This window comes from Cupriavidus phytohabitans (assembly GCF_000426345.1).
Taxonomy (GTDB): domain Bacteria; phylum Pseudomonadota; class Gammaproteobacteria; order Burkholderiales; family Burkholderiaceae; genus Cupriavidus.
In genome coordinates this window covers 33,753-52,652 of record NZ_AUFE01000013.1, presented here as the reverse complement: position 1 = coordinate 52,652, position 18,900 = coordinate 33,753, and the positions used below count along the sequence as shown (strand labels likewise).

Sequence of the window (18,900 nt, the reverse complement as noted above, 5' to 3'; positions counted from 1 at the left end):
CCGGCCTCATGCGACCTCGACGGCCAGCGCGGCGCGTGCCACCATTTCTCCGATGGGCGTCAGCGACAGGCCGAGGCGCTGGCATTCGGCCGCAAATTCCGCTTCGCCGGCCAGCTCGACCGCCACCAGCAGCCCGCCGCTGGTCTGCGGATCGCACAAGACTGCGCGCTGCACCTCCGTGAGCGGCGTGATGCGGTGACCGTAGCTGTCGAAATTGCGCTGCGTGCCACCCGGCACACAGCCCTGGCCGATGTAGTCGACCACGTCGTCAAGCACCGGCACCGCGGCATAATCCAGCCGCGCCGTCAGTCCGCTGCCGTCGGCCATCTCGACCAGGTGGCCGAGCAGCCCGAAGCCGGTCACATCGGTCATCGCGCGTACGCCAGGCAGGCGCCCGAAGGCGCTGCCGGGACGGTTCAGCACGCACATCCAGTCGCGCGCGAGATCGCGGTTATCGGCCCGCAGCAGGCCCTTCTTCTCAGCGGTGGTCAGCACGCCGATGCCCAGCGGCTTGGTCAGGTACAGCCGGCAGCCTGGCGTGGCGGTATCGTTGCGCTTCATGTGGGCGCGCTCGACGATGCCGGTAACGGCCAGCCCGAAGATCGGCTCCGGCGCATCGATCGAATGCCCGCCGGCAAGCGCAATGCCGGCGTCGTCGCAAGCGCGGCGCCCGCCCGCCACCACCTCGCGCGCCACCTCGGGTGGCAGCACGTTGACCGGCCAGCCGAGGATGGCGATGGCCATCAGCGGGTCGCCGCCCATTGCATAGATATCGCTGATCGCATTGGTGGCGGCGATGCGCCCGAAGTCGAACGGGTCGTCGACGATGGGCATGAAGAAGTCCGTCGTCGACACCACTCCCCTGCCGCTATCCGTGCCATCGAGCGCATACACCGCCGCATCGTCGCGCGAGGCATTGCCTACCCACAGCCGCGGATCCAGATGCTGCGCACCGCTGCCGGCGAGGATCACATCGAGCACTTTCGGCGAAATCTTGCAGCCGCAGCCAGCGCCGTGGCTGTACTGCGTGAGACGGATGGGGCCTGTGGTCATGGCTGGCTCTGTCGCAGCGTGCCGGCCGGGGAGGAGCCACCACCCGGCCAGGCACGCCTGGATGAAGAAAGGAATTGGAATGAGAAGGGTTACTGCCTACAGCCGGACAACGTGGCAGCGCCGGGTGGCGCCGCGCGGTGGGGCTGGCCGCCTTTGCAGCATACTGCAGCGGCGGCCGCGCCTGGGACGGGCGGCTTACTGCTCGCCCGGCTCCATCTGCGACTGCAGGTAGTTCTGCAGGCCGACCTTGTCGATCAGGTCCAGCTGCGTTTCCAGGTATTCGATGTGTTCCTCGGTGTCGGTGAGGATATCGACCAGGATTTCGCGGCTGACATAGTCGCCGACCGATTCGCAGTAGGCGATGCCTTCCTTGACGGTCTGGTGCGCGGTCTGCTCCAGCTTCAGGTCGCACTTGAGCATTTCGGGCGTGTCTTCGCCCAGCAGCAGCTTGTGCAGGTCCTGCAGGTTTGGCAGGCCATCCAGCATCAGGATGCGTTCGATCAGGCGGTCGGCGTGCTTCATTTCGCCGATCGACTCCTTGTACTCGACGTCACCGAGCTTTTTCAGGCCCCAGTGGCGGTACATGCGAGCGTGGAGAAAATACTGGTTGATCGCGGTCAGCTCATTCTTGAGCTGGGCGTTCAGATGCTGGAGGACCTTCTTGTCACCTTTCATTCGCGGCTCCTGTTGCATCGGGCCCGCGCAAAAACACGAAGCGGCGCCGTTGGCGCCGCGTGCAGTCGGTGAGAATAGAAAAGCGCAAAACGCGCCGTGAACTGACTTTCAGCTCACATGGGCGCGTTCATGCTACCAGCGCCTTGCGCCGGTCGTTCGCGACTGCCGGGTCCCGAGTGTCCATTATGGTACATGGGCCAGACGCGGAACAGGTAGAAATCTCCACAACCTGGATGCTGGCGAGAGTGGCCTTGGTGACATTGCGCACCGCTGCGACGCCCTCCTGCAACACTTGCTGCGCGCAGTCGCGGCAGCGTCCGCAGCACGTGCCGACGCCAAGCGTCTCGGCGAGTTCGTCAAGGGTCTCGACGCCCAGGTGAGCGGCACCGTGGATCTCACGATCGGTGATCTGGTTGCAGATGCAGACGTACACAAGTCGCTCCATTGGGGCGCGTGGCACCGGCATGCCACTCCGAATGAACGTCAGAATATCAGAGATCGAAAATGATAACAATTCCCATTAGCGACATGGGAACCTTTCTGCACATCGGGTGAGGAAACTGCATAAAGCGTGAAAAGAAGGCGGCGGAAGCAGCACTCATCGAGCCGCTCAAGTGCCTTGCCTGTCGCCTCGCGCCCTCAGAAAACCCTGATGTTGTCAGGGTCTGGCGATCTGGCTCAGCGCGGCCGCAAGATCCTCGGGATCATAGGCATTGAGCACCTGGTCGACCAGCGGCCCCAGGTGCTCGCAATTGGCGTGCAGGATTTCCTGCTTGACCCGCAGCAGCTGCGCGGGGTGCATCGAGAACTCGCGCAGGCCCATGCCCAGCAGCAGCCGCGTCATGGAAGGGTCGCCCGCCATCTCGCCGCACACTGCCACCGGAACGCCGGCGCGGTTGGCCTCGCGGATGGTGCGCGCCACCAGTTGCAGCACGGCCGGGTGCAGCGGATCGAACAGGTGCGCCACGGCGTTGTCGGCGCGGTCGATCGCCAGCGTGTACTGGATCAGGTCGTTGGTGCCGATGGACAGGAAATCCATCTTGCGCAGGAACAGCGGCAGCAGCAGCACCGCCGCCGGGATCTCGATCATGGCGCCGACCTTCATGCCGGGGTCGTACGGCTCGCCGCGCTCGTCCAGCTGGCGCTTGGCCTTGGCGATCAGCGCGAGGGTCTGGTCGATCTCGCTGGCGTGCGCCAGCATCGGCACCAGCAGCCGCACCGGACCAAAGGCCGAGGCGCGCAGCAGCGCCCGCAACTGGGTCAGGAACATGGTCGGTTCCGACAGCGACCAGCGGATCGCGCGCAGCCCCAGCGCCGGGTTCAGCGCCGTCTCGAAGTCATCGCCCCGCCCGTCGCCCCGGCCATCGCGCCCGTCGCGGCCGTCGAGCGGCTTGTCGGCGCCGATATCGATGGTGCGGATGGTCACCGGCAGCCCGTGCATGGCATCCACCGCGGCGCGATAGGCCTGGAACTGCTCTTCCTCGTCCGGCAGATCGCCGCGCCGGTTCATGAACAGGAACTCGGAGCGGAACAGGCCGACGCCCACCGCGCCCGCAGACAGCGCGGCGCCGGCGTCCTCGGCCATCTCGATATTGGCGAGCAGCTCGATCTCAAGCCCGTCCAGCGTCACCGCAGGGGTATGGCGCAGCCGCTGCAGGCGCTTCTTCTCCAGCGCGCGCTCGCTCTGCCGGTGGCGGTATTCCTCGAGGATGATGGCGCTTGGGTCGACGATCACCAGCCCGGCATCGCCGTCGATGATGATCCAGTCGTCCTGGCGGATCAGCTCGCTCGCGCTCTGCACCCCCACAGCGGCCGGGATATCCAGGCTGCGCGCGACGATGGCGGTGTGCGAGGTGCGCCCGCCCAGGTCGGTGACAAAGCCGTGGAAAACAGTGTGCCGGAACTGCAGCATGTCGGCCGGGGCGATGTCGTGGGCCACCACGATCACGCCCGGCGCCGGTTCGCCGTCGGCCGCCAGTGCCGGCACCGGCGCCGGTACCAGCACGGGGGCGCCGGCCAGCGCCTTCAGGATGCGCTCGACCACCTGCTGGATATCGGCCTTGCGCTCGCGCAGGTATTCGTCCTCGATCTCGTCGAACTGGCGCATCAGTTCTTCGAGCCGCGTGGTGAGTGCCCACTCTGCGTTGTAGCGGCGGCCCCGGATCAGCGCCTCGGGCTCGCGTGCCAGCGCCTCGTCGTCGAGGATCATCGCATGCACGTCGAGGAAGGCGCCCATTTCCTCGGGCGCCTCGCGCGGCAGGTCGCGCTTGAGCGCCGCCAGTTCCGCGCGCACCGCGGCGCGGGCGGCGCGCAGCCGCTCGACCTCGGCGTCGAGCTGGTCTTCATCGACCAGGTAGTGCGACACGTCCAGCGCCGCGGGCGCGAGCAGGTGCGCGCGACCGATGGCGACGCCGCGCGAGACCGGGATGCCGTGCAGGGCGAAAGGCATGTACCGCTCCGTCAGGAACGTTTAAGAATTCGAAGTTGCGGGACCGGGGCCACCGGCCTCACTCTCCCTCACCAAAACGGTTGGCGATCAGCGCCAGCAACGCGTCCATGGCCTCCTGCTCGTCGGGCCCGTCGGTCTCGAGGGTCACCGTGGAGCCGATGCCGGCCGCCAGCATCATCACGCCCATGATGCTCTTGGCATCGACCTGGCGACCATTGCGGGACATCTTGACCTGGCTGACGAAGCTGCCTGCGAGCTGGGTCAGCTTGGCGGACGCGCGTGCATGCAGTCCGAGCTTATTGATGATGGTGGTGTCCCTCTGCAGCATATTTGTCGGGATGGTTGGCGGTTTGGTTCTGTACGGTGGTGGTGCCGATCTGCAGCACGCCCTGCGAGCCGCCGGCCAGCGCCTTGTTGACGAGCTGGTCGAGCTTCTCGGAGCGGTAGCAGATGGCGCGCACGAGCATGGGGAGGTTGACGCCGGCGAGCACGCGCACGCGGCCCGGCTCGGCCAGGCGCGCGGCGATATTGGCCGGGGTGGCGCCGAAGATATCGGTCAGGACCAGCGCGCCGTTGTCTTCGCAGACGGCGGCCAGGCGGCGCCTGGCCTCGGCCAGCACCGCGGCGGGGTCCGCGTCGGGAAGGACGTCGATGGCTTCCAGCCGCTGCGGCTGGCCGCAGTAGACGTGGGCGGCGCAATCGCGCAGGGCCGAAGCCAGCGGGGTGTGCGCGATGATCAGGATGCCTGCCATGATGGTGAATCCGTTGGATTGCCCAGATTGTAGCAGGCGGCCCCCCGCGCTCCCGCTGCCAGCCGGGATGGTTCCGCTCAGCTGCCGGCGGCGCCCACGGCGTGTTCCAGCGCGTCGATGAACATCGCCGCGACGTGGAACCCGGTCTGCTGAGTGATTTCCTGGAAGCAGGTCGGACTCGTCACATTGACTTCCGTCAGGTAGTCGCCGATCACGTCCAGGCCCACCAGCAGCAGGCCCTGTTCCCACAGCCCCGGCGCCAGCGACTCGGCGATCTCGCGGTCGCGCTGGCTCAGCTCCTGCGCGCGGCCGCTGCCGCCGGCGGCCAGATTGCCGCGCACCTCGCCGGCCATCGGTACGCGCGCCAGCGAATACGGCACCGGTACCCCGCCGATCAGCAGGATGCGCTTGTCGCCGTCCTTGATCGCCGGGATATAGCGCTGCACCATCAGGGTGCGGGCGCCGTCCTGGCCCAGCGTCTCGACGATGGCGGCCAGGTTCATGCCGTCCGTGCCCACCCGGAACACGCCCATGCCGCCCATGCCGTCGAGCGGCTTGACGATGATGTCGCGGTGCTCGGCATGGAAGTCGCGGATACGCGCCAGGTCGCGCGTGACCAGCGTCGGCGTGATGAATTCCGGATGCTGGGCGATCGCCAGCTTCTCGGAATGATCGCGGATTGCGCGCGGCTTGTTGAACACGCGCGCGCCCTGCTGCTCGGCCAGTTCCAGCAGCCAGGTGCTGGTGACGTACTCCATGTCGAACGGCGGGTCCTTGCGCATCAGCACCGCGTCGAAGGCCGACAGCGGCTCCAGCGCGCTGTTGCCTTCACGGTACCAGGCCTGGTCGTCCCCCGTCAGGTGCAGGCGCGTGGCCAGCGTCTCGACGGTGCTGCCCGACAGGCACAGCTGCGGCTGCAGGCACCAGTACAGCTCGTGGCCGCGCGCGGCGGCCTCGGTCATCATGGCGTAGGTGGAGTCCTTGTAGGTCTTGAAGGTCTCCAGCGGATCGGTGATGAAGAGGATGCGCATCAGTCAGGGCTCGTCAGGAGGTCGTCACAGGATCGGGTTCGGGTCAGTCTTTTCGAGTTCGATCGACGCCGCCAGCAGCGCCAGCCGCGCCACCACGCCGTACATGTAGAAGCGATTCGGCACCGCCGCGCCCGGCTTGGCGTGGGTGTCGGGAATACCGTTGGGCGCGAACGCCAGCGGCACGAAATGCATGCCCGGTGCGTTCAGGTTCTCGTCGTTGCCGCGGCCGGTATGCACGCGGTAGAAGCCGCCCACCACGTAGCGGTCGATCATGTAGACCACCGGCTCGGCTACCGCCTCGTTGATCTTCTCGAAGGTGTGCACGCCCTCCTGGATGATGACGTCGCTGACCTCCAGGCCTTCCTTGACCACGCTCATCTTGTTGCGCTCTTTGCGGTTCAGGCCCTTGACCTCGGACGGGTCGCGCACGGTCATGATGCCCATGCCGTAGGTGCCGGCATCGGCCTTGACCACCACGTACGGCGTTTCCTTGATGCCGTACTCGCGGTACTTCTTGGCGATCTTCTTCAGCACACCTTCGACCGCGTCAGCCAGCTCTTCCTCGCCCACGCGCTCATGGAAGTTCACGCCGCTGGTGCGGGCAAAGTACGGGTTGACCATCCATGGGTCGATATCGATCAGCTTGGCGAACTTCTTCGCCACCTCGTCGTAGGCGGCAAAGTGGCTGCTCTTGCGGCGGGTCGACCAGCCGGCATGCAGCGGCGGCAGCAGGTACTGCTCGTTGATGTTCTCAAGGATCGGCGGGACCCCGGCCGACAGGTCGTTGTTCAGCAGGATCGAACAGGGATCGAAGTCCTTCAGCCCCAGCCGGCGGCCCTTGGTGCCCAGGCGCGCCAGCGGCTCGACCACCAGCGTCTGGCCGTCGGGCAACTCGATCGGTGTCGGCTCGGTGATTTCCTCGGACAGCGAGCCAAGGCGCACATTCAGCCCCGCCTGGCGCATGATCAGCGACAGCCGCGCCACGTTCTGCAGGTAGAACATGTTGCGCGTGTGACGCTCGGGAATCAGCAGCAGGTTCTTGGCATCCGGGCAGATCTTTTCAATCGCCGCCATCGCCGCCTGCACGGCGAGCGGGAGCATTTCCGGGGCCAGGTTGTTGAAGCCGCCCGGGAACAGGTTGGTGTCGACCGGCGCCAGCTTGAAGCCGGCGTTGCGCAGGTCCACCGAACAATAGAACGGGGGCGTATGCTCCTGCCATTCCAGCCTGAACCAGCGCTCGATCGACGGGGTGGCGTCCAGGATCTTCTTCTCCAGTTCGAGCAGAGGACCGTTCAGCGCGGTGATGAGATGCGGGACCATATCCATCCTATAGATCGTCTTTATCGTTCGCCCCGATTGTAGAGGAACGGCCAAACAGGCGCTGGCACACCCCTGATAAGGATATGCAGGCCATGGCATAAGGGATAACGATATGGGGACGCCGCGCGGGAAATAAAGGGCCGGGGAAAGGCCAATGGCAGCGGGCAAAAAAAAGCGCGGCATGGCCGCGCTTTTAAATGGCCTGACAGATACGGGGAGCGTTTCTGCAGGTGGAGGAAACTGCCTCACTGGCAATGTATGTGCCCCGGACATTAAAGACAATTGAAGCTTTTTAAGATCGGAGTTAAGCACTTTGCGAAAAACCCGCGCGCGTGCCGGGGGGATCGGCTGCCAGCCCGCGCCGCCATTGGGCTGGCGGCTTTTGCGAGTATTCTCCGCGCGGCCGCCCCGCAGTCCGGGGTTGCGTGGCGGCCGGCCATAATGTCCGCTTTACAAGACGAAAAAAGCCCGGCACGCGGCCGGGCGAAACTCCTGAGAGACGATTCCCAATCAGCTCTCCAGCACAACACCTTTGCCTTCAGGCTTCATATGCGGTCTCGCCGTGCGAGGTGATATCCAGGCCCTCGCGCTCTTCATCTTCCGGCACCCGCAGGCCGATGAGCATGTCCACCAGCTTGTAGGCCACGAAGGACACGATGCCCGACCACACCACCGTGGTCAGCACACCCTCGAACTGGATCCACAGCTGGCCGGCAATCGAATAGTCTTCGGCCACCTTGTTGGCCACGTAGTCGTAGATGCCGGTGCCGCCCAGGCTCGGCGCCGCGAACACGCCGGTCAGCAGCGCGCCCACGATGCCGCCCACGCCGTGCACGCCGAACACGTCGAGCGAGTCGTCCATGCCCAGCATGCGCTTCAGGCCGGTCACGCCCCACAGGCACAGCAGGCCAGCCACCAGGCCCATCGCGATCGAGCCCATCGGGCCGACAAAACCAGCTGCCGGGGTGATTGCCACCAGGCCGGCCACCGCGCCCGAGGCACCGCCCAGCATCGACGGCTTGCCCTTGCCGATCCACTCGCCGAAGGTCCACGCCAGCACCGCGGCGCAGGTCGCCAGCAGCGTGTTGACGAAGGCCAGGGCGGCACCGGCGCTGGCTTCCAGGCCCGAGCCGGCGTTGAAGCCGAACCAGCCGAACCACAGCAGCGAGGCACCGACCATGGTAAAGGTCAGGCTGTGCGGACGGATCGCCTCGCGGCCGAAGCCGATGCGCTTGCCGAACAGGTACGCGCCCACCAGGCCCGCCACGGCGGCGTTGATGTGCACCACGGTGCCGCCCGCGTAGTCGAGCGCGCCCTTCTGGAACAGCCAGCCCGACTTGGCGGTCGCGGCAGCGCCGGCGGCAGCGTCGGTGTAGGCGTCAGGACCCGGCCAGAACCAGACCATGTGCGCCATCGGGATGTAGGCGAAGGTGAACCACAGCACCACGAACACCAGCACGGCCGAGAACTTGGCGCGCTCGGCGAAGGCGCCGATGATCAGGCCGCAGGTGATGCAGGCGAAGGCGCACTGGAAGGCGAAGAAGCCCAGTTCCGGGATCACCACGCCCTTGCTGAAGGTGGCCGCCATGGCTTCCACCGTCAGCCCCTTCATGAAGAGCCGGTCGGTGCCGCCGAAGAAGGCGTTGCCCTCGGTGAAGGCGAAGCTGTAGCCGTAGATCGCCCACAGCAGCGCCACCAGCGAGAAGATCACCAGGCACTGCATCAGCACCGACAGCATGTTCTTGGAACGGACCAGGCCGCCGTAGAACAGCGCCAGGCCCGGCAGCGTCATCAGGATGACGAAGGCGGTGGCCACCAGCAACCAGGCCACGTCGCCCTTGTTGGGCTGCGGCGCGGCCGGTGCGGCGGCGGCTTCAGCAGGAGCGGCCGGAGCCGCCGCCGCTGGGGCGGCAGCCGGCGCGGCCGCTGGTGCCGCCGCAGCGGCGGCGGGAGCGGGGGCCGCCGAGGCGGCCGGGGCCGAAGCCTCCGCCGCCGGCTTGTCCTGTGCGGCGGCCGGCGCGGACATGCCCACACCGGCCGTGCCGATGGCCAGCGTCATCGCGCCCGCCGTCAGGAATCGCTTGATCCAGGTTTTCATGTGATTAACCTCTGTCTCTATGCTGTCTTGGGTCACAGGGCATCGCCGCCGGTCTCGCCGGTGCGGATGCGGATGACTTGCTCGATCGGTGCCACGAAGATCTTGCCGTCGCCGATCTTGCCGGTGCGGGCCGACTTCTCGACCGCCTCGATGGCGCGCTCGACCACGTCGTCGGGCACGGCCACCTCGATCTTCACCTTGGGCAGGAAGTCGACGATGTACTCGGCGCCGCGGTACAGCTCGGTATGGCCCTTCTGGCGGCCGAAGCCTTTCACTTCGGTCACGGTGATGCCGGACACGCCCACGTCCGACAGCGCTTCGCGCACCTCGTCGAGCTTGAACGGCTTGATGACTGCGATGATGAGTTTCATCCGGATTCTCCTTGGGGCAGGCTCTGCTCCGGCCAGCCCGGCCTGCAGCGGTGATTAGAAAGTCTTGGTGATCGAGGCCCAGGCCGTCGCCTTGCCGAGGTAGCGGCCGCGGTTGGCGCTGGTGTACGCCACTTCCTTGGCATTGGTGTCGACGTAGGCCACCGCCAGCGCGAAGCCCTTGCCCAGGTCCTTGGTCAGGCCGATCTTCCAGTCGGTGTAGGACGCGTCGCTGTTGTGCTTGACGCCCTGGTAACCGACGTGCGCGTTCAGCGTTAGGTCCCAGAAGTTCAGCGGCACGTTGGCCGTCAGGTCGACGTAGTAGCTGTTCTTGCTGTCGGCCCAGCCGAACAGGTTGGTGACAGAGTGCGAGTACTTCAGGAACACCGGACCCCAGCCGATGCCGGCATACAGCTCGGTGGTGTACGGGCGCGGGTTGTTGTAGCCGCCCGGGTAGTAGTACTCGAGCACGCCCAGGTCGTAGTTCAGTTCCACGCCCGACACCTTGAAGGTGTTCTTGAAGCCGCCGTAGAAGTCCATCTCGACCGGCGCTGAAACTGCCGGGTTGGCGTCCTCGAGCCAGCTGATGCTCGAGTTCCAGTTGCCCACGTAGAAGCCGCTCTCATGCGCGTAGTCGAAGCCCCCCTGGATGGCCGGACGCAGGTTGGTCTGGCTGATGCCGCGATAGCGGTAGTCAGAGACCAGCGACACGTTGGCCGTGAAGGTGTGCGGCGATGCCGGCTCGGCAGCGGCGGCAGCGGGCGCCGGAGCCGCGTCGGTGCTCTGCGCAACGGCCGTGACGGCGGCGCTGGACAGGACGACCGCGCTGACTGCAAGGGCCAACTTCTTCATGGATTTTTTCTCCTTTTCCTTGATGGCTCGGATTTCGTTTGTTTGTATTTCGGTGAGGCAGGCGGCATCACTACTGCAACTGCCGTGCCAGCCGATCGGAAAGCGCCCGGCGCGGGCAGGCCTCGCCCGCCGCAGTGGCCCGGCAGCGACCCACACCTCTCTTGAATCTGCCTTGCAGCCAAGGCAAATCACGTTAAAAGGTGTAAAGACGGACACGCCGGAGCTTTCGTCCACGTGCAGTAGGGGCGATAATCGAATCCTGACGGTGGCTGCGCGCGGCCCGGCCGCGAGGCTCCGCCCGTATTGGGGGCGCCCTAAACCTGTGCGAAAGCGCGCTATACGCCAGATGCCCACCGGGATTGGCACCAGTTAGGTGCGCAAAGGAGAAACCATGAAACCGACCGATCTCTTCAACGACCTGCAGAACAAGGTCAGCGAGGCGCTGCGCAATTCGCCTGCAAGGGACATCGAGAAGAACGTGCGCAGCATGATGACGCAGGGCTTCGCCCGGCTCGACCTGGTCACCCGCGAGGAATTCGACGTCCAGTCGCAGGTGCTGGCCCGTACCCGCTCCCGGCTCGAAGAGCTGGAAGCCCGCGTGGCCGAGCTGGAGCGCCGCGCAGGCATCCCGCCGGGCGCCGGCGCGGTGGACTCGACCGGGGGCGCATGAAGCCGTCGGTCAGGCTTCGCTCCACCAGCCTGTCTGAAGGCCGCCGATGCTGGCGGCCTTTTTCGTTAACAAATCGGCGACAGTCCGATCCCTTGGGAGGCCCGGCATGAGCCTCGCCGTCCTGGGCAGCCGGGCTCTGACCGGCATCGCGGCGCCGCCGGTGCGTGTCGAAACCCATCTGGCCAACGGCCTGCCGGTATTCACCATCGTCGGCCTGGCGGACACCGGCGTGCGAGAGAGCCGAGAGCGCGTGCGCGCCGCCATCCTCAACAGCGGCTACGAGTTCCCCAACCGGCGCATCACCGTCAACCTGGCGCCGGCCGACCTGCCCAAGGAATCCGGCCGCTTCGACCTGGCGATCGCGCTCGGCATCCTGGCCGCCAGCGGCCAGATCCCGGCCGATGCGCTCGACCATCATGAATTCGCCGCCGAGCTGTCGCTGTCCGGCGAGCTGCGGCCGGTGCGCGGCGCGTTGGCCATGGCGATGGGGCTGGCGCAGGACAACGCCGTGCGCCACGCTGCCGGCGCCGCCCCATGCGCTTTCCTGGTGGCGCGCGACAACGGTCCCGAAGCGGCATTGATCGAAGACCTGCCGGTCCACGCCGCCGTCACGCTGCGCGAGGTGTGCCAGCACCTCGGTGGCCCGCCGGACGCCCGCCTGCCGCGCGCCGCCCCCGCCGCGCTGCCCAGGTCGGTCGCCAGCGGACCCGACATGCGCGACGTGCGCGGCCAGGCGCAGGCGCGCCGGGCCATGGAAGTGGCCGCGGCAGGCCAGCACTCGGTCTTGCTGGTCGGCCCGCCAGGCACTGGCAAGTCGATGCTGGCGCAGCGCCTGCCGGGCCTGCTGCCGCCGATGTCGCTGCAGGAGGCACTGGAATCCGCCGCGGTCATGAGCCTGACGCCGGGCGGCTTCCGTACCGCGCTGTGGGGCCAGCGCCCCTGTCGCGCGCCGCACCACACCGCGTCGGGCCCGGCCATGGTCGGCGGCGGCGGCAACCCGCGCCCCGGCGAGATCTCGCTGGCGCATCACGGTGTCCTGTTCCTCGATGAACTGCCGGAGTTCGACCGCCGGGTCCTGGAAGTCCTGCGAGAGCCGCTGGAGTCGGGCCGCATCACCATCGCGCGCGCCAACGGACATGCCGACTTCCCTGCCAGCTTCCAGTTTGTGGCGGCGATGAACCCGTGCCCGTGCGGCTACCTGGGCCATCCCGACCGCCCCTGCCGCTGCACGCCCGACCAGGTGCGGCGCTACCAGTCGCGCATTTCCGGGCCGATGCTCGACCGGATCGATTTGCAGGTGGAAGTGCCCGCCCAGGACCAGGGCGAGATGCTCGACGGCCCGCCAGGCGAACCCAGCGCCGCGGTGCGCGAGCGCGCGCTGGCGGCGCGCATGCTGCAACTGGCGCGGCAGGGCAAGCCCAACAGCGAGCTGGGCGGACGCGAGATCGAGCAGCACTGCCAGCTGGAACCGCAGGCACAGGCGCTGCTGCGCGGGGCGATGGTGCGGCTGTCGTGGTCGGCACGCTCATACTTCCGCGTGCTGAAGGTGGCGCGCACGATTGCCGATCTGGAAAACGCGGCGGTGCTGACAGCCGCACACGTTGCCGAGGCGATCCAGTATCGGCGGGCGCTGCGGATGGCGCCGGGCTAGGCGCGCCCCCTCATGCTTCCTCCGACCACTGCACGCCCTCCCGCGCCATGAATGCCGACGACGCCGCCGGCCCCCAGGTGCCCGCGGTATAGGGCCGCGGCCCTTCGTCCTGCTGCCGCCACGCCTCCAGGATCGGGTCGACCCAGGTCCATGCGGCCTGCAGCTCGTCGTGCCTCACGAACAACGCCAGCCGGCCGCGGATCACGTCGAGCAGCAGCCGTTCATAGGCCTCGGCGCGCCGCGTGGTGAAAGCCGAGTCGAGGTTCAGCGCCAGGCTCAGCGGCTTGAGCTTCATGCCCTCGCCTGGCTGCTTGACCATCAGCGTGAGCCGCACCGATTCCTCCGGCTGCAGGCGGATCACCATGCGGTTGGGCTGCAGCGTGCTGCCGCTGTCGAAAATCGAATGCGGCACCTCGGCGAAGTGGATCACCACCTCGGACACGCGCTCCTGCATGCGCTTGCCGGTGCGCAGGTAGAACGGCACCTTGTTCCAGCGCCAGGTCCCCAGCTCGGCGCGCATCGCGACAAAGGTCTCGGTGTGGCTGTCGGGCGGAATGCCGTCTTCCTGCAGGTAGCCGCGCACCAGCTCGCCGGCGATCGCGCCCGCTGTGTACTGGCCGCGCACGGTATTGCGGCGCACGTCCTCGACCGACATCGGCCGCAGCGAGCGCAGCACCTTCAGCTTCTCGTCGCGCACCGCGTCCGAGTTCAGCGACGCGGGCGGCTCCATCGCCAGGATGCTGACCAGCTGCAGCAGGTGGTTCTGCACCATGTCGCGCATCGCGCCAGCTTCGTCGTAGAAGCCGCCGCGCGTACCCACGCCCACGGTCTCGGCCACGGTGATCTGCACGCTGCGCACGAATGGCGTGCGCCACAGCGGCTCGAAGATCGAGTTGCCGAAGCGCAGCGCCATCAGGTTCTGCACCGTTTCCTTGCCGAGGTAATGGTCGATGCGGTAGGTGCGGTCTTCGCTGAAATGGCGGCGGACCACTTCGCCGATGGAAATCGCCGAGGCCAGGTCGACGCCCAGCGGTTTCTCCAGCACCAGGCGCGTGTCGCCGGCGATCAGCCCATGGCCGGCGAGGTTGTCGCAGGTCGCGGCGAACAGCCCAGGCGGCATCGCCATGTAGAAAATGCGCAGCGCGTCGTTGCGCAACTGCGCCGCCAGCGCGGGATAGTCGCCAGGCTGCGACGCATCCAGCCGCACGTAGTCGAGCCGCTGCAGGAAGGCCTGCCACTTGGCCGGATCCAGATAGCGCGCATCGACAAAGCCCTGCGCACTCTCGTCGGCGAAACGGGCAAAAGCCTCGGCATCCCCGGGATGGCGGCCCACGCCGATGATGCGGGTGCCGTCGGGCAGGTTGCCGTCACGATGGCACATGTACAGCGAAGGCAGCAGCTTGCGCGCCGACAGGTCGCCGGCGCCGCCAAAAATGACGAGGTCCAGCGGCCGCGGATCGGCGCTGCCGAAGGAAGATGCGGAACGGGTGGATTGCATGGCGGGCTCCTTGCATGCCGGCGGCATTGGCGGAATGGGAAAGGGTTCAGCGCGTCCCGGTCAGTTTGCGCAGGTATTGAGCATTGTCGACACAGCATTCTCCTTCGGCATACACGCTGCGCACCGACAGCGCGCGGTCGAGCACAACCACGTCGGCCCAGCAGCCGGGAGCAAGCGCGCCGCGGTCGGTCAAGCCCAGGTACTGCGCCGGATACAGCGACACGCGCCGCGCGGCATCCTCCAGGTCGAGCCCGATCGCCACGAAATTGCGCAGCGCCTGGTCCATCGTCAGCACGCTGCCGGCCAGCGTGCCGTCAGCCAGCCGCACGCTGCCGTCCGACTTGTACACGGTCTGGCTGCCGAGGTGATAGACGCCGTCCGGCATGCCCGCCGCGGCGGTGGCATCGGTCACCGCATACAGCCGCGGGATCGCTCGCAAAGCGGCGCGGATGGCGCCGGGATGCACATGCACCAGGTCTGGGATCAATTCGGCGAATTCGGCATGCGCCAACGCCGCCGCGACCATGCCCGGCGCGCGGTGCTGCAGCGGCGTCATGGCGTTGAACAGGTGGGTAAAGCCAGACGCGCCGGCCTCGAGCGCGGCAACTGCGTCTTCATACGTGCCCAGCGTATGGCCCAGCTGCGCGCGCACGCCGCGCTTAGCCAGCATGCGGATGATGTCGAGGTGGCCAGGCAGTTCAGGCGCCAGCGTCACCACGCGGATCGGCGCCGAGTCCAGGTACTGCTCCAGCTGGCCCGGCGTGGCGATTGCCGACGCGTCGGGCTGCGCGCCAAGCTTGCCGGGATTGATATACGGTCCCTCCAGGTGCACCCCGAGCATGCGGGCCGCGCCGGGCGGTCGCGCGCGGCCGGCGCGCTTCAGTCCCTGCAGTGCCGCCAGCAGCACCTCCGGGGGCGCGGTCATGGTGCTGCCCAGCAGGCTGGTGGTGCCGTAGCGCACATGCGCACGCAGGATCGCCGGCACCGCCGCCTCGCCATCCATGAAATCTTTGCCGCCGCCACCGTGGTTGAGCAGGTCGACAAACCCCGGCAGCACGTACGGTGCATCGTTGCCGTCGGGCGTGGCAGGCACGCCGTCGATGCGCTCGATGCGCCCGTCCGGGCCGGCGTGGATCTCGCCGAAGACCCAGCCGGCAGGCGTCAGGATATTCCCTTTCATGGCAGTCCTCCCCACATCACCGGCGAACGACGCGACCGTGCCGTATGGCGAGGTGCGCTTCCACCACTCATACTTTGCGCCGAGTGTGACAAGCGTGCATGGACTTCGAGCGCCGCCGCGGAAGGCCGTGGCGCGGCAATTGCGGGAGGGGAAGGAAATCGTCAGGCTGGCCCGGCTGCCACGAACGGATCGGCAAGCCGGTGCCACGCGCCGTCATCGCCGGCCAGGAAATGGCTGCGCGCCCGGATGTCGCTGCGGACGAGCCGCTGCTGCATAGCGCGCGCACCGGCAACACCCATGGCGACCAGCCGGTCGAACTGACCGACGGGTCCTGCCTGAAAGGCTTCCGCGAACCGAAGCAGCTGTTTCAGCTGTACGGCGCGGCGACGGGCGGTTCGACCGGGGGCGGAATCGGATCTTCTTCCGGCGGCAGCGGCAAGTCGGGCGGTACGCCGGGCGGCGACGGTTCTTCCACCGGGGGCACGGTATGGCGCGGCATCATGCGCGCGCCGGCGCGGGGGGTCGGCAAATCGGGCATACGGGGATCTCCGTGGCCGGGGGCACCCCCTCATTGAAGCAAACCCGGCGCGCACGCGCCAGTGCTGCGGCTCAGGCGTGCTGCCGGCGCACGAAAAACAGCGCCGCGCCTACCGCCATCAGCACGCTGCCGAAGACGCGGTTCTGCCAGCGCACCGCGCGGGCGTTGCGGAACAGGCCCTGCATGCGCGAGGCCAGCAGCGCGTAGCCATGCATCACTATCAGGTCGACGCAGCACATGGTCAATGCCAGGATTACCAGTTGCGGCGCGAGCGGGTGGTTGGGGTCGATGAACTGCGGCAGCACCGCGACCATGAAGATGATGCCCTTGGGATTGGTCACGTTGGTCAGCAACCCGGTGGCGAAGCGGCGGCGCGCGCTCATCACCGAGACGCGCACAGGACCGGCGCCCGCGGCGCCGTCGCCGCCGCTCTCGACCCTCGTGCGCCACTGCTGCACGCCCAGGTAGATCAGGTACAGCGCGCCAACGGTCTTGACCACCATGAAGGCCTGCTCCGAGGCCAGCAGCAGCGCACCCAGGCCGCCGCCGGCAATCAGCAGCACGATCACCAGGCCAGTCTGCAGCCCGAAGATGGTGGTGCTGGTCCGGCGCAAGCCATACGACAGGCCGTGGCTCATCGACAGCACCGCCCCCGATCCCGGCGACACCGCGATCACCCAGCACGCCGCGAAATAAGCCAGCCACACTTCCCAACGCATTTCGATTCTCCTTTGACGACAACTGCCGCCGCCGCACCGACGCGGCCACGGCACAAACCCTGTTTTCCTGCGGCGCCCTTCGGGACGTCAGAACGGATGGAAGCCGCCGAGGAACTGCTCCACCTGCTCGGCCTGGCGCTGGTCGCGCGCGGCGTCGCCTGACTCCAGCACCACCGCCTGGTAGGCACGCGCACCCACCGCCACCAGCCGCGCGGTCAGCCGCCGTGGCGACTGGTCCTGCGGCGACACGCCGCTGGCCTGCACTTCCACGCCGGCAAGCGGCCGCCCCGGCTTGTCGGCGGTCGTGATCGTGACCGGCCGCATGCGCGCCGGCTCGCCCGAGGCCGTGCCGAGATTGGCCAGCAGGCCCGCCTGCATCGCCGCCAGCGCCTCGCGCCGCAGCGCTTCGTCATCGGCGGGCAGCGTGACCACGCCTACGGCAAACAGGGTGTCGTCGACGCGCGCCGCCTCCATCGTCATCGGCAGCTTGCGGCCGGCGATGGTGACATCGCGAGCGGCGCTGCTGGGCTTGCCGGGATAGAGTGCGGCATAGGCGCCCTCGCCGGACTGGATCGTGCGCCAGTCGTAGCGCGGCGAGCAGGCGCAGAGGGCCAGCGCGGCGCATATGGCGGCGCGGCGCAACATGGGACTGCGGGCCAGGCTGCCCAGGCTGCGAACGGTAGCGGCAGGGCTCGGCGGGGGCGAAAGAGGACGCATGGGGAAGCGTGTGGCGGGCAGCGCGCGCAGGCCATGGAGCGGCTCTGGCGGCCGCCGTCGCCTTCGGGCGGAAACCGGTATTATCGCGGAAGCGGCGCCCCGGTGCATGGTGCGCCGCCTGACAGTTTTTCCCGACCGCATGCCTGCTCCCGCCCTGCCCCGCCTCACAGTACCAGCCCGGACCGCACTGTTCCGTCTGGCCGCCTGCGCGCTGCTGGCATCGGCCGCCGGCACGACGCTGGCCGCGGGCACTGCGCATCTGCCTGCCGCTACCGACCTGGCCGCGCACAGCGCCGAAGCCGCGCGGCGCGGCGAGCCGCTGGTCGTGCTGGTGTCGATGCCGGGATGCGGCTATTGCGACGCGGTGCGCCGCAACTATCTCGGCCCGCAGGCCGCCGCCGGCGAGATCGCGGTGCGCGAGCTGGACCTGACCGCCGCCACGCCGCTGCGCGATGCCGACGGCAGCGTGACCACCGCGCGTGACTGGGCGCGGGCGCACCAGGTGCGCGTGGCGCCGACGGTGCTGTTCCTCGATCGCCAGGGCCGCGCCGCCGCCAGTCCGCTGCGCGGCATGCAGCCCGATTTCTACGGCGCCTACCTGGAGCAGGCGCTGGACCAGGCACGCGCCGCCATCGCCACCCGGCGTTGAACCGCGCGGCGGCGCCGGCAATTGCGACAGATTGCCGCAGCCAAACTCCACGCAACGCTGGGGCGCCAGCGGCATTAGAATGTGTCGTCGCCCGAAGAGAATTCGCTTTCCCCGCCTTCCATGACCACTTCCGCTCCCGCCAAGTCCTCCCGCAAGCCCTGGCCCATCGTCGCCGCCATCGTTGTGCTGGCGCTGCTGGGCTGGTTCGGCTACCGGGCGCTGGCGCCCTCCAACGCCGCGCCAGCCGCCACGTTTACGCTGCTGTCGGGAGAGAAGCTCAGCACCGCCGACCTGAAGGGCAAGGTCTACCTGGTCAATTTCTGGGCCACCAGCTGCGCCACCTGCATCAAGGAAATGCCCGACATGGTCAAGACCTACGACCAGTTCAGGGGCAAGGGGTTGGAATTCGTCGCCGTGGCGATGAACTATGACCCGCCGATGTATGTGATGAACTACGCCAAGACGCGCGGGCTGCCGTTCAAGGTGGCGATGGATTCGGACGGCTCCGCCGCCAGGGCCTTCGGCAATGTGCAGCTGACGCCGACCACGTTCGTGGTCGACAAGGACGGCCGCATCCTCAAGCGCTATGTGGGCGAGCCGGAGTGGGATGCGCTGCACAAGCTGCTGGATGAGGCGCTGGCAAAGTCCGCGTAACGCTGTCACCCGCAACATCCCGCAAA

The 18,900-nt window shown here is 67.7% G+C and carries 21 protein-coding genes; 6 read left to right on the top strand and 15 right to left on the bottom strand.

Features of this window, described 5'->3' with window-relative positions:
- Positions 1 to 6: 6 nt before the first annotated feature.
- The 8 genes from selD to gshA form a co-directional block, all read right to left on the bottom strand.
- Positions 7 to 1,053 (bottom strand): selenide, water dikinase SelD, encoded by a 1,047-nt coding sequence (gene selD, locus K309_RS0112460; protein ID WP_029046723.1) that lies wholly within the window; start codon positions 1,051 to 1,053, stop codon positions 7 to 9.
- Positions 1,054 to 1,248: 195 nt separating this feature from the next.
- Positions 1,249 to 1,728, bottom strand: a complete 480-nt coding sequence (gene bfr / locus K309_RS0112455; protein WP_029046722.1) for a bacterioferritin — start codon at positions 1,726 to 1,728, stop codon at positions 1,249 to 1,251.
- A gap of 127 nt (positions 1,729 to 1,855) precedes the next feature.
- Positions 1,856 to 2,161, bottom strand: coding sequence for a (2Fe-2S)-binding protein (locus K309_RS0112450; RefSeq protein ID WP_029046721.1), 306 nt, complete (start codon positions 2,159 to 2,161; stop codon positions 1,856 to 1,858).
- A 225-nt stretch (positions 2,162 to 2,386) separates the two neighbouring features.
- Positions 2,387 to 4,177 (bottom strand): phosphoenolpyruvate--protein phosphotransferase, encoded by a 1,791-nt coding sequence (gene ptsP / locus K309_RS0112445; protein ID WP_029046720.1) that lies wholly within the window; start codon positions 4,175 to 4,177, stop codon positions 2,387 to 2,389.
- 58 nt (positions 4,178 to 4,235) lie between these two features.
- Positions 4,236 to 4,505, bottom strand: coding sequence for an HPr family phosphocarrier protein (locus tag K309_RS0112440; protein WP_029046719.1), 270 nt, complete (start codon positions 4,503 to 4,505; stop codon positions 4,236 to 4,238).
- The gene (locus K309_RS0112435; RefSeq protein WP_029046718.1) at positions 4,474 to 4,929 is read right to left on the bottom strand and encodes a PTS sugar transporter subunit IIA; all 456 of its coding nucleotides are present in this window, start codon (positions 4,927 to 4,929) and stop codon (positions 4,474 to 4,476) included. The genes K309_RS0112440 and K309_RS0112435 overlap by 32 nt, the downstream gene beginning before the upstream one ends.
- 77 nt (positions 4,930 to 5,006) lie before the next feature.
- The gene (gene gshB / locus K309_RS0112430) at positions 5,007 to 5,960 is read right to left on the bottom strand and encodes a glutathione synthase (protein ID WP_029046717.1); all 954 of its coding nucleotides are present in this window, start codon (positions 5,958 to 5,960) and stop codon (positions 5,007 to 5,009) included.
- 24 nt (positions 5,961 to 5,984) lie between these two features.
- Positions 5,985 to 7,280 (bottom strand): glutamate--cysteine ligase, encoded by a 1,296-nt coding sequence (gene gshA, locus K309_RS0112425; protein WP_029046716.1) that lies wholly within the window; start codon positions 7,278 to 7,280, stop codon positions 5,985 to 5,987.
- Positions 7,281 to 7,434: 154 nt separating this feature from the next.
- Here gshA and K309_RS43775 point away from each other — a divergent pair, with 154 nt between their 5' ends.
- A complete protein-coding gene (locus K309_RS43775; RefSeq protein WP_255360109.1) occupies positions 7,435 to 7,566 on the top strand; it encodes a hypothetical protein in 132 nt (43 codons plus the stop codon).
- A gap of 252 nt (positions 7,567 to 7,818) precedes the next feature.
- Here K309_RS43775 and K309_RS0112420 read toward each other — a convergent pair whose 3' ends face one another.
- The 3 genes from K309_RS0112420 to K309_RS0112410 are packed head-to-tail and all read right to left on the bottom strand — an operon-like array spanning position 7,819 to position 10,598.
- The gene (locus K309_RS0112420; RefSeq protein ID WP_029046715.1) at positions 7,819 to 9,378 is read right to left on the bottom strand and encodes an ammonium transporter; all 1,560 of its coding nucleotides are present in this window, start codon (positions 9,376 to 9,378) and stop codon (positions 7,819 to 7,821) included.
- A 32-nt stretch (positions 9,379 to 9,410) separates the two neighbouring features.
- Positions 9,411 to 9,749, bottom strand: coding sequence for a P-II family nitrogen regulator (locus tag K309_RS0112415; RefSeq protein WP_010814843.1), 339 nt, complete (start codon positions 9,747 to 9,749; stop codon positions 9,411 to 9,413).
- 54 nt (positions 9,750 to 9,803) lie between these two features.
- Positions 9,804 to 10,598, bottom strand: a complete 795-nt coding sequence (locus K309_RS0112410) for a TorF family putative porin (RefSeq protein ID WP_029046714.1) — start codon at positions 10,596 to 10,598, stop codon at positions 9,804 to 9,806.
- 391 nt (positions 10,599 to 10,989) lie between these two features.
- On the opposite strand from K309_RS0112410, the gene K309_RS0112405 reads away from it, so the two are divergent.
- Positions 10,990 to 11,268 carry an accessory factor UbiK family protein gene (locus K309_RS0112405; RefSeq protein ID WP_029046713.1) on the top strand — a complete coding sequence of 93 codons (279 nt, stop codon included), beginning with the start codon at positions 10,990 to 10,992 and terminating at the stop codon, positions 11,266 to 11,268.
- A gap of 106 nt (positions 11,269 to 11,374) precedes the next feature.
- Complete coding sequence (locus tag K309_RS0112400; protein WP_029046712.1) at positions 11,375 to 12,919, top strand: YifB family Mg chelatase-like AAA ATPase; 1,545 nt, start codon at positions 11,375 to 11,377, stop codon at positions 12,917 to 12,919.
- Positions 12,920 to 12,929: 10 nt separating this feature from the next.
- On the opposite strand, the gene zwf is transcribed toward K309_RS0112400, so the two are convergent.
- Both zwf and nagA read right to left on the bottom strand, forming a co-directional pair.
- Positions 12,930 to 14,417 carry a glucose-6-phosphate dehydrogenase gene (zwf, locus tag K309_RS0112395; protein ID WP_029046711.1) on the bottom strand — a complete coding sequence of 496 codons (1,488 nt, stop codon included), beginning with the start codon at positions 14,415 to 14,417 and terminating at the stop codon, positions 12,930 to 12,932.
- 46 nt (positions 14,418 to 14,463) lie between these two features.
- Positions 14,464 to 15,597 carry an N-acetylglucosamine-6-phosphate deacetylase gene (gene nagA, locus K309_RS0112390; protein ID WP_035877320.1) on the bottom strand — a complete coding sequence of 378 codons (1,134 nt, stop codon included), beginning with the start codon at positions 15,595 to 15,597 and terminating at the stop codon, positions 14,464 to 14,466.
- Positions 15,598 to 15,695: 98 nt separating this feature from the next.
- Here nagA and K309_RS41670 point away from each other — a divergent pair, with 98 nt between their 5' ends.
- Entirely contained in the window at positions 15,696 to 16,172 is a 477-nt protein-coding gene (locus K309_RS41670; protein WP_156914351.1) for a hypothetical protein, read from the top strand.
- 34 nt (positions 16,173 to 16,206) lie between these two features.
- Here K309_RS41670 and K309_RS0112375 read toward each other — a convergent pair whose 3' ends face one another.
- Complete coding sequence (locus K309_RS0112375; RefSeq protein ID WP_029046709.1) at positions 16,207 to 16,854, bottom strand: LysE family transporter; 648 nt, start codon at positions 16,852 to 16,854, stop codon at positions 16,207 to 16,209.
- A gap of 87 nt (positions 16,855 to 16,941) precedes the next feature.
- Complete coding sequence (locus K309_RS0112370) at positions 16,942 to 17,499, bottom strand: hypothetical protein (protein ID WP_232232370.1); 558 nt, start codon at positions 17,497 to 17,499, stop codon at positions 16,942 to 16,944.
- Between the two features lie 211 nt (positions 17,500 to 17,710).
- Here K309_RS0112370 and K309_RS0112365 point away from each other — a divergent pair, with 211 nt between their 5' ends.
- Both K309_RS0112365 and K309_RS0112360 read left to right on the top strand, forming a co-directional pair.
- Positions 17,711 to 18,220 (top strand): SoxW family protein, encoded by a 510-nt coding sequence (locus tag K309_RS0112365; RefSeq protein ID WP_029046707.1) that lies wholly within the window; start codon positions 17,711 to 17,713, stop codon positions 18,218 to 18,220.
- Between the two features lie 120 nt (positions 18,221 to 18,340).
- On the top strand, positions 18,341 to 18,874 hold the full coding sequence (locus K309_RS0112360; protein WP_029046706.1) for a TlpA family protein disulfide reductase: 534 nt from the start codon (positions 18,341 to 18,343) through the stop codon (positions 18,872 to 18,874).
- The last annotated feature ends 26 nt before the right edge of the window (positions 18,875 to 18,900 follow it).

Coding starts and splice junctions, on each gene's coding strand:
- selD (WP_029046723.1), bottom strand. CDS start 1,053: ATGACCACAGGCCCCATCCGTCTCACGCAGTACAGCCACGGCGCTGGC.
- bfr (WP_029046722.1), bottom strand. CDS start 1,728: ATGAAAGGTGACAAGAAGGTCCTCCAGCATCTGAACGCCCAGCTCAAG.
- ptsP (WP_029046720.1), bottom strand. CDS start 4,177: ATGCCTTTCGCCCTGCACGGCATCCCGGTCTCGCGCGGCGTCGCCATC.
- K309_RS0112440 (WP_029046719.1), bottom strand. CDS start 4,505: ATGCTGCAGAGGGACACCACCATCATCAATAAGCTCGGACTGCATGCA.
- K309_RS0112435 (WP_029046718.1), bottom strand. CDS start 4,929: ATGGCAGGCATCCTGATCATCGCGCACACCCCGCTGGCTTCGGCCCTG.
- gshB (WP_029046717.1), bottom strand. CDS start 5,960: ATGCGCATCCTCTTCATCACCGATCCGCTGGAGACCTTCAAGACCTAC.
- gshA (WP_029046716.1), bottom strand. CDS start 7,280: ATGGTCCCGCATCTCATCACCGCGCTGAACGGTCCTCTGCTCGAACTG.
- K309_RS43775 (WP_255360109.1), top strand. CDS start 7,435: ATGGCAGCGGGCAAAAAAAAGCGCGGCATGGCCGCGCTTTTAAATGGC.
- K309_RS0112420 (WP_029046715.1), bottom strand. CDS start 9,378: ATGAAAACCTGGATCAAGCGATTCCTGACGGCGGGCGCGATGACGCTG.
- K309_RS0112415 (WP_010814843.1), bottom strand. CDS start 9,749: ATGAAACTCATCATCGCAGTCATCAAGCCGTTCAAGCTCGACGAGGTG.
- K309_RS0112410 (WP_029046714.1), bottom strand. CDS start 10,598: ATGAAGAAGTTGGCCCTTGCAGTCAGCGCGGTCGTCCTGTCCAGCGCC.
- K309_RS0112405 (WP_029046713.1), top strand. CDS start 10,990: ATGAAACCGACCGATCTCTTCAACGACCTGCAGAACAAGGTCAGCGAG.
- K309_RS0112400 (WP_029046712.1), top strand. CDS start 11,375: ATGAGCCTCGCCGTCCTGGGCAGCCGGGCTCTGACCGGCATCGCGGCG.
- zwf (WP_029046711.1), bottom strand. CDS start 14,417: ATGCAATCCACCCGTTCCGCATCTTCCTTCGGCAGCGCCGATCCGCGG.
- nagA (WP_035877320.1), bottom strand. CDS start 15,597: ATGAAAGGGAATATCCTGACGCCTGCCGGCTGGGTCTTCGGCGAGATC.
- K309_RS41670 (WP_156914351.1), top strand. CDS start 15,696: ATGGACTTCGAGCGCCGCCGCGGAAGGCCGTGGCGCGGCAATTGCGGG.
- K309_RS0112375 (WP_029046709.1), bottom strand. CDS start 16,854: ATGCGTTGGGAAGTGTGGCTGGCTTATTTCGCGGCGTGCTGGGTGATC.
- K309_RS0112370 (WP_232232370.1), bottom strand. CDS start 17,499: ATGTTGCGCCGCGCCGCCATATGCGCCGCGCTGGCCCTCTGCGCCTGC.
- K309_RS0112365 (WP_029046707.1), top strand. CDS start 17,711: ATGCCTGCTCCCGCCCTGCCCCGCCTCACAGTACCAGCCCGGACCGCA.
- K309_RS0112360 (WP_029046706.1), top strand. CDS start 18,341: ATGACCACTTCCGCTCCCGCCAAGTCCTCCCGCAAGCCCTGGCCCATC.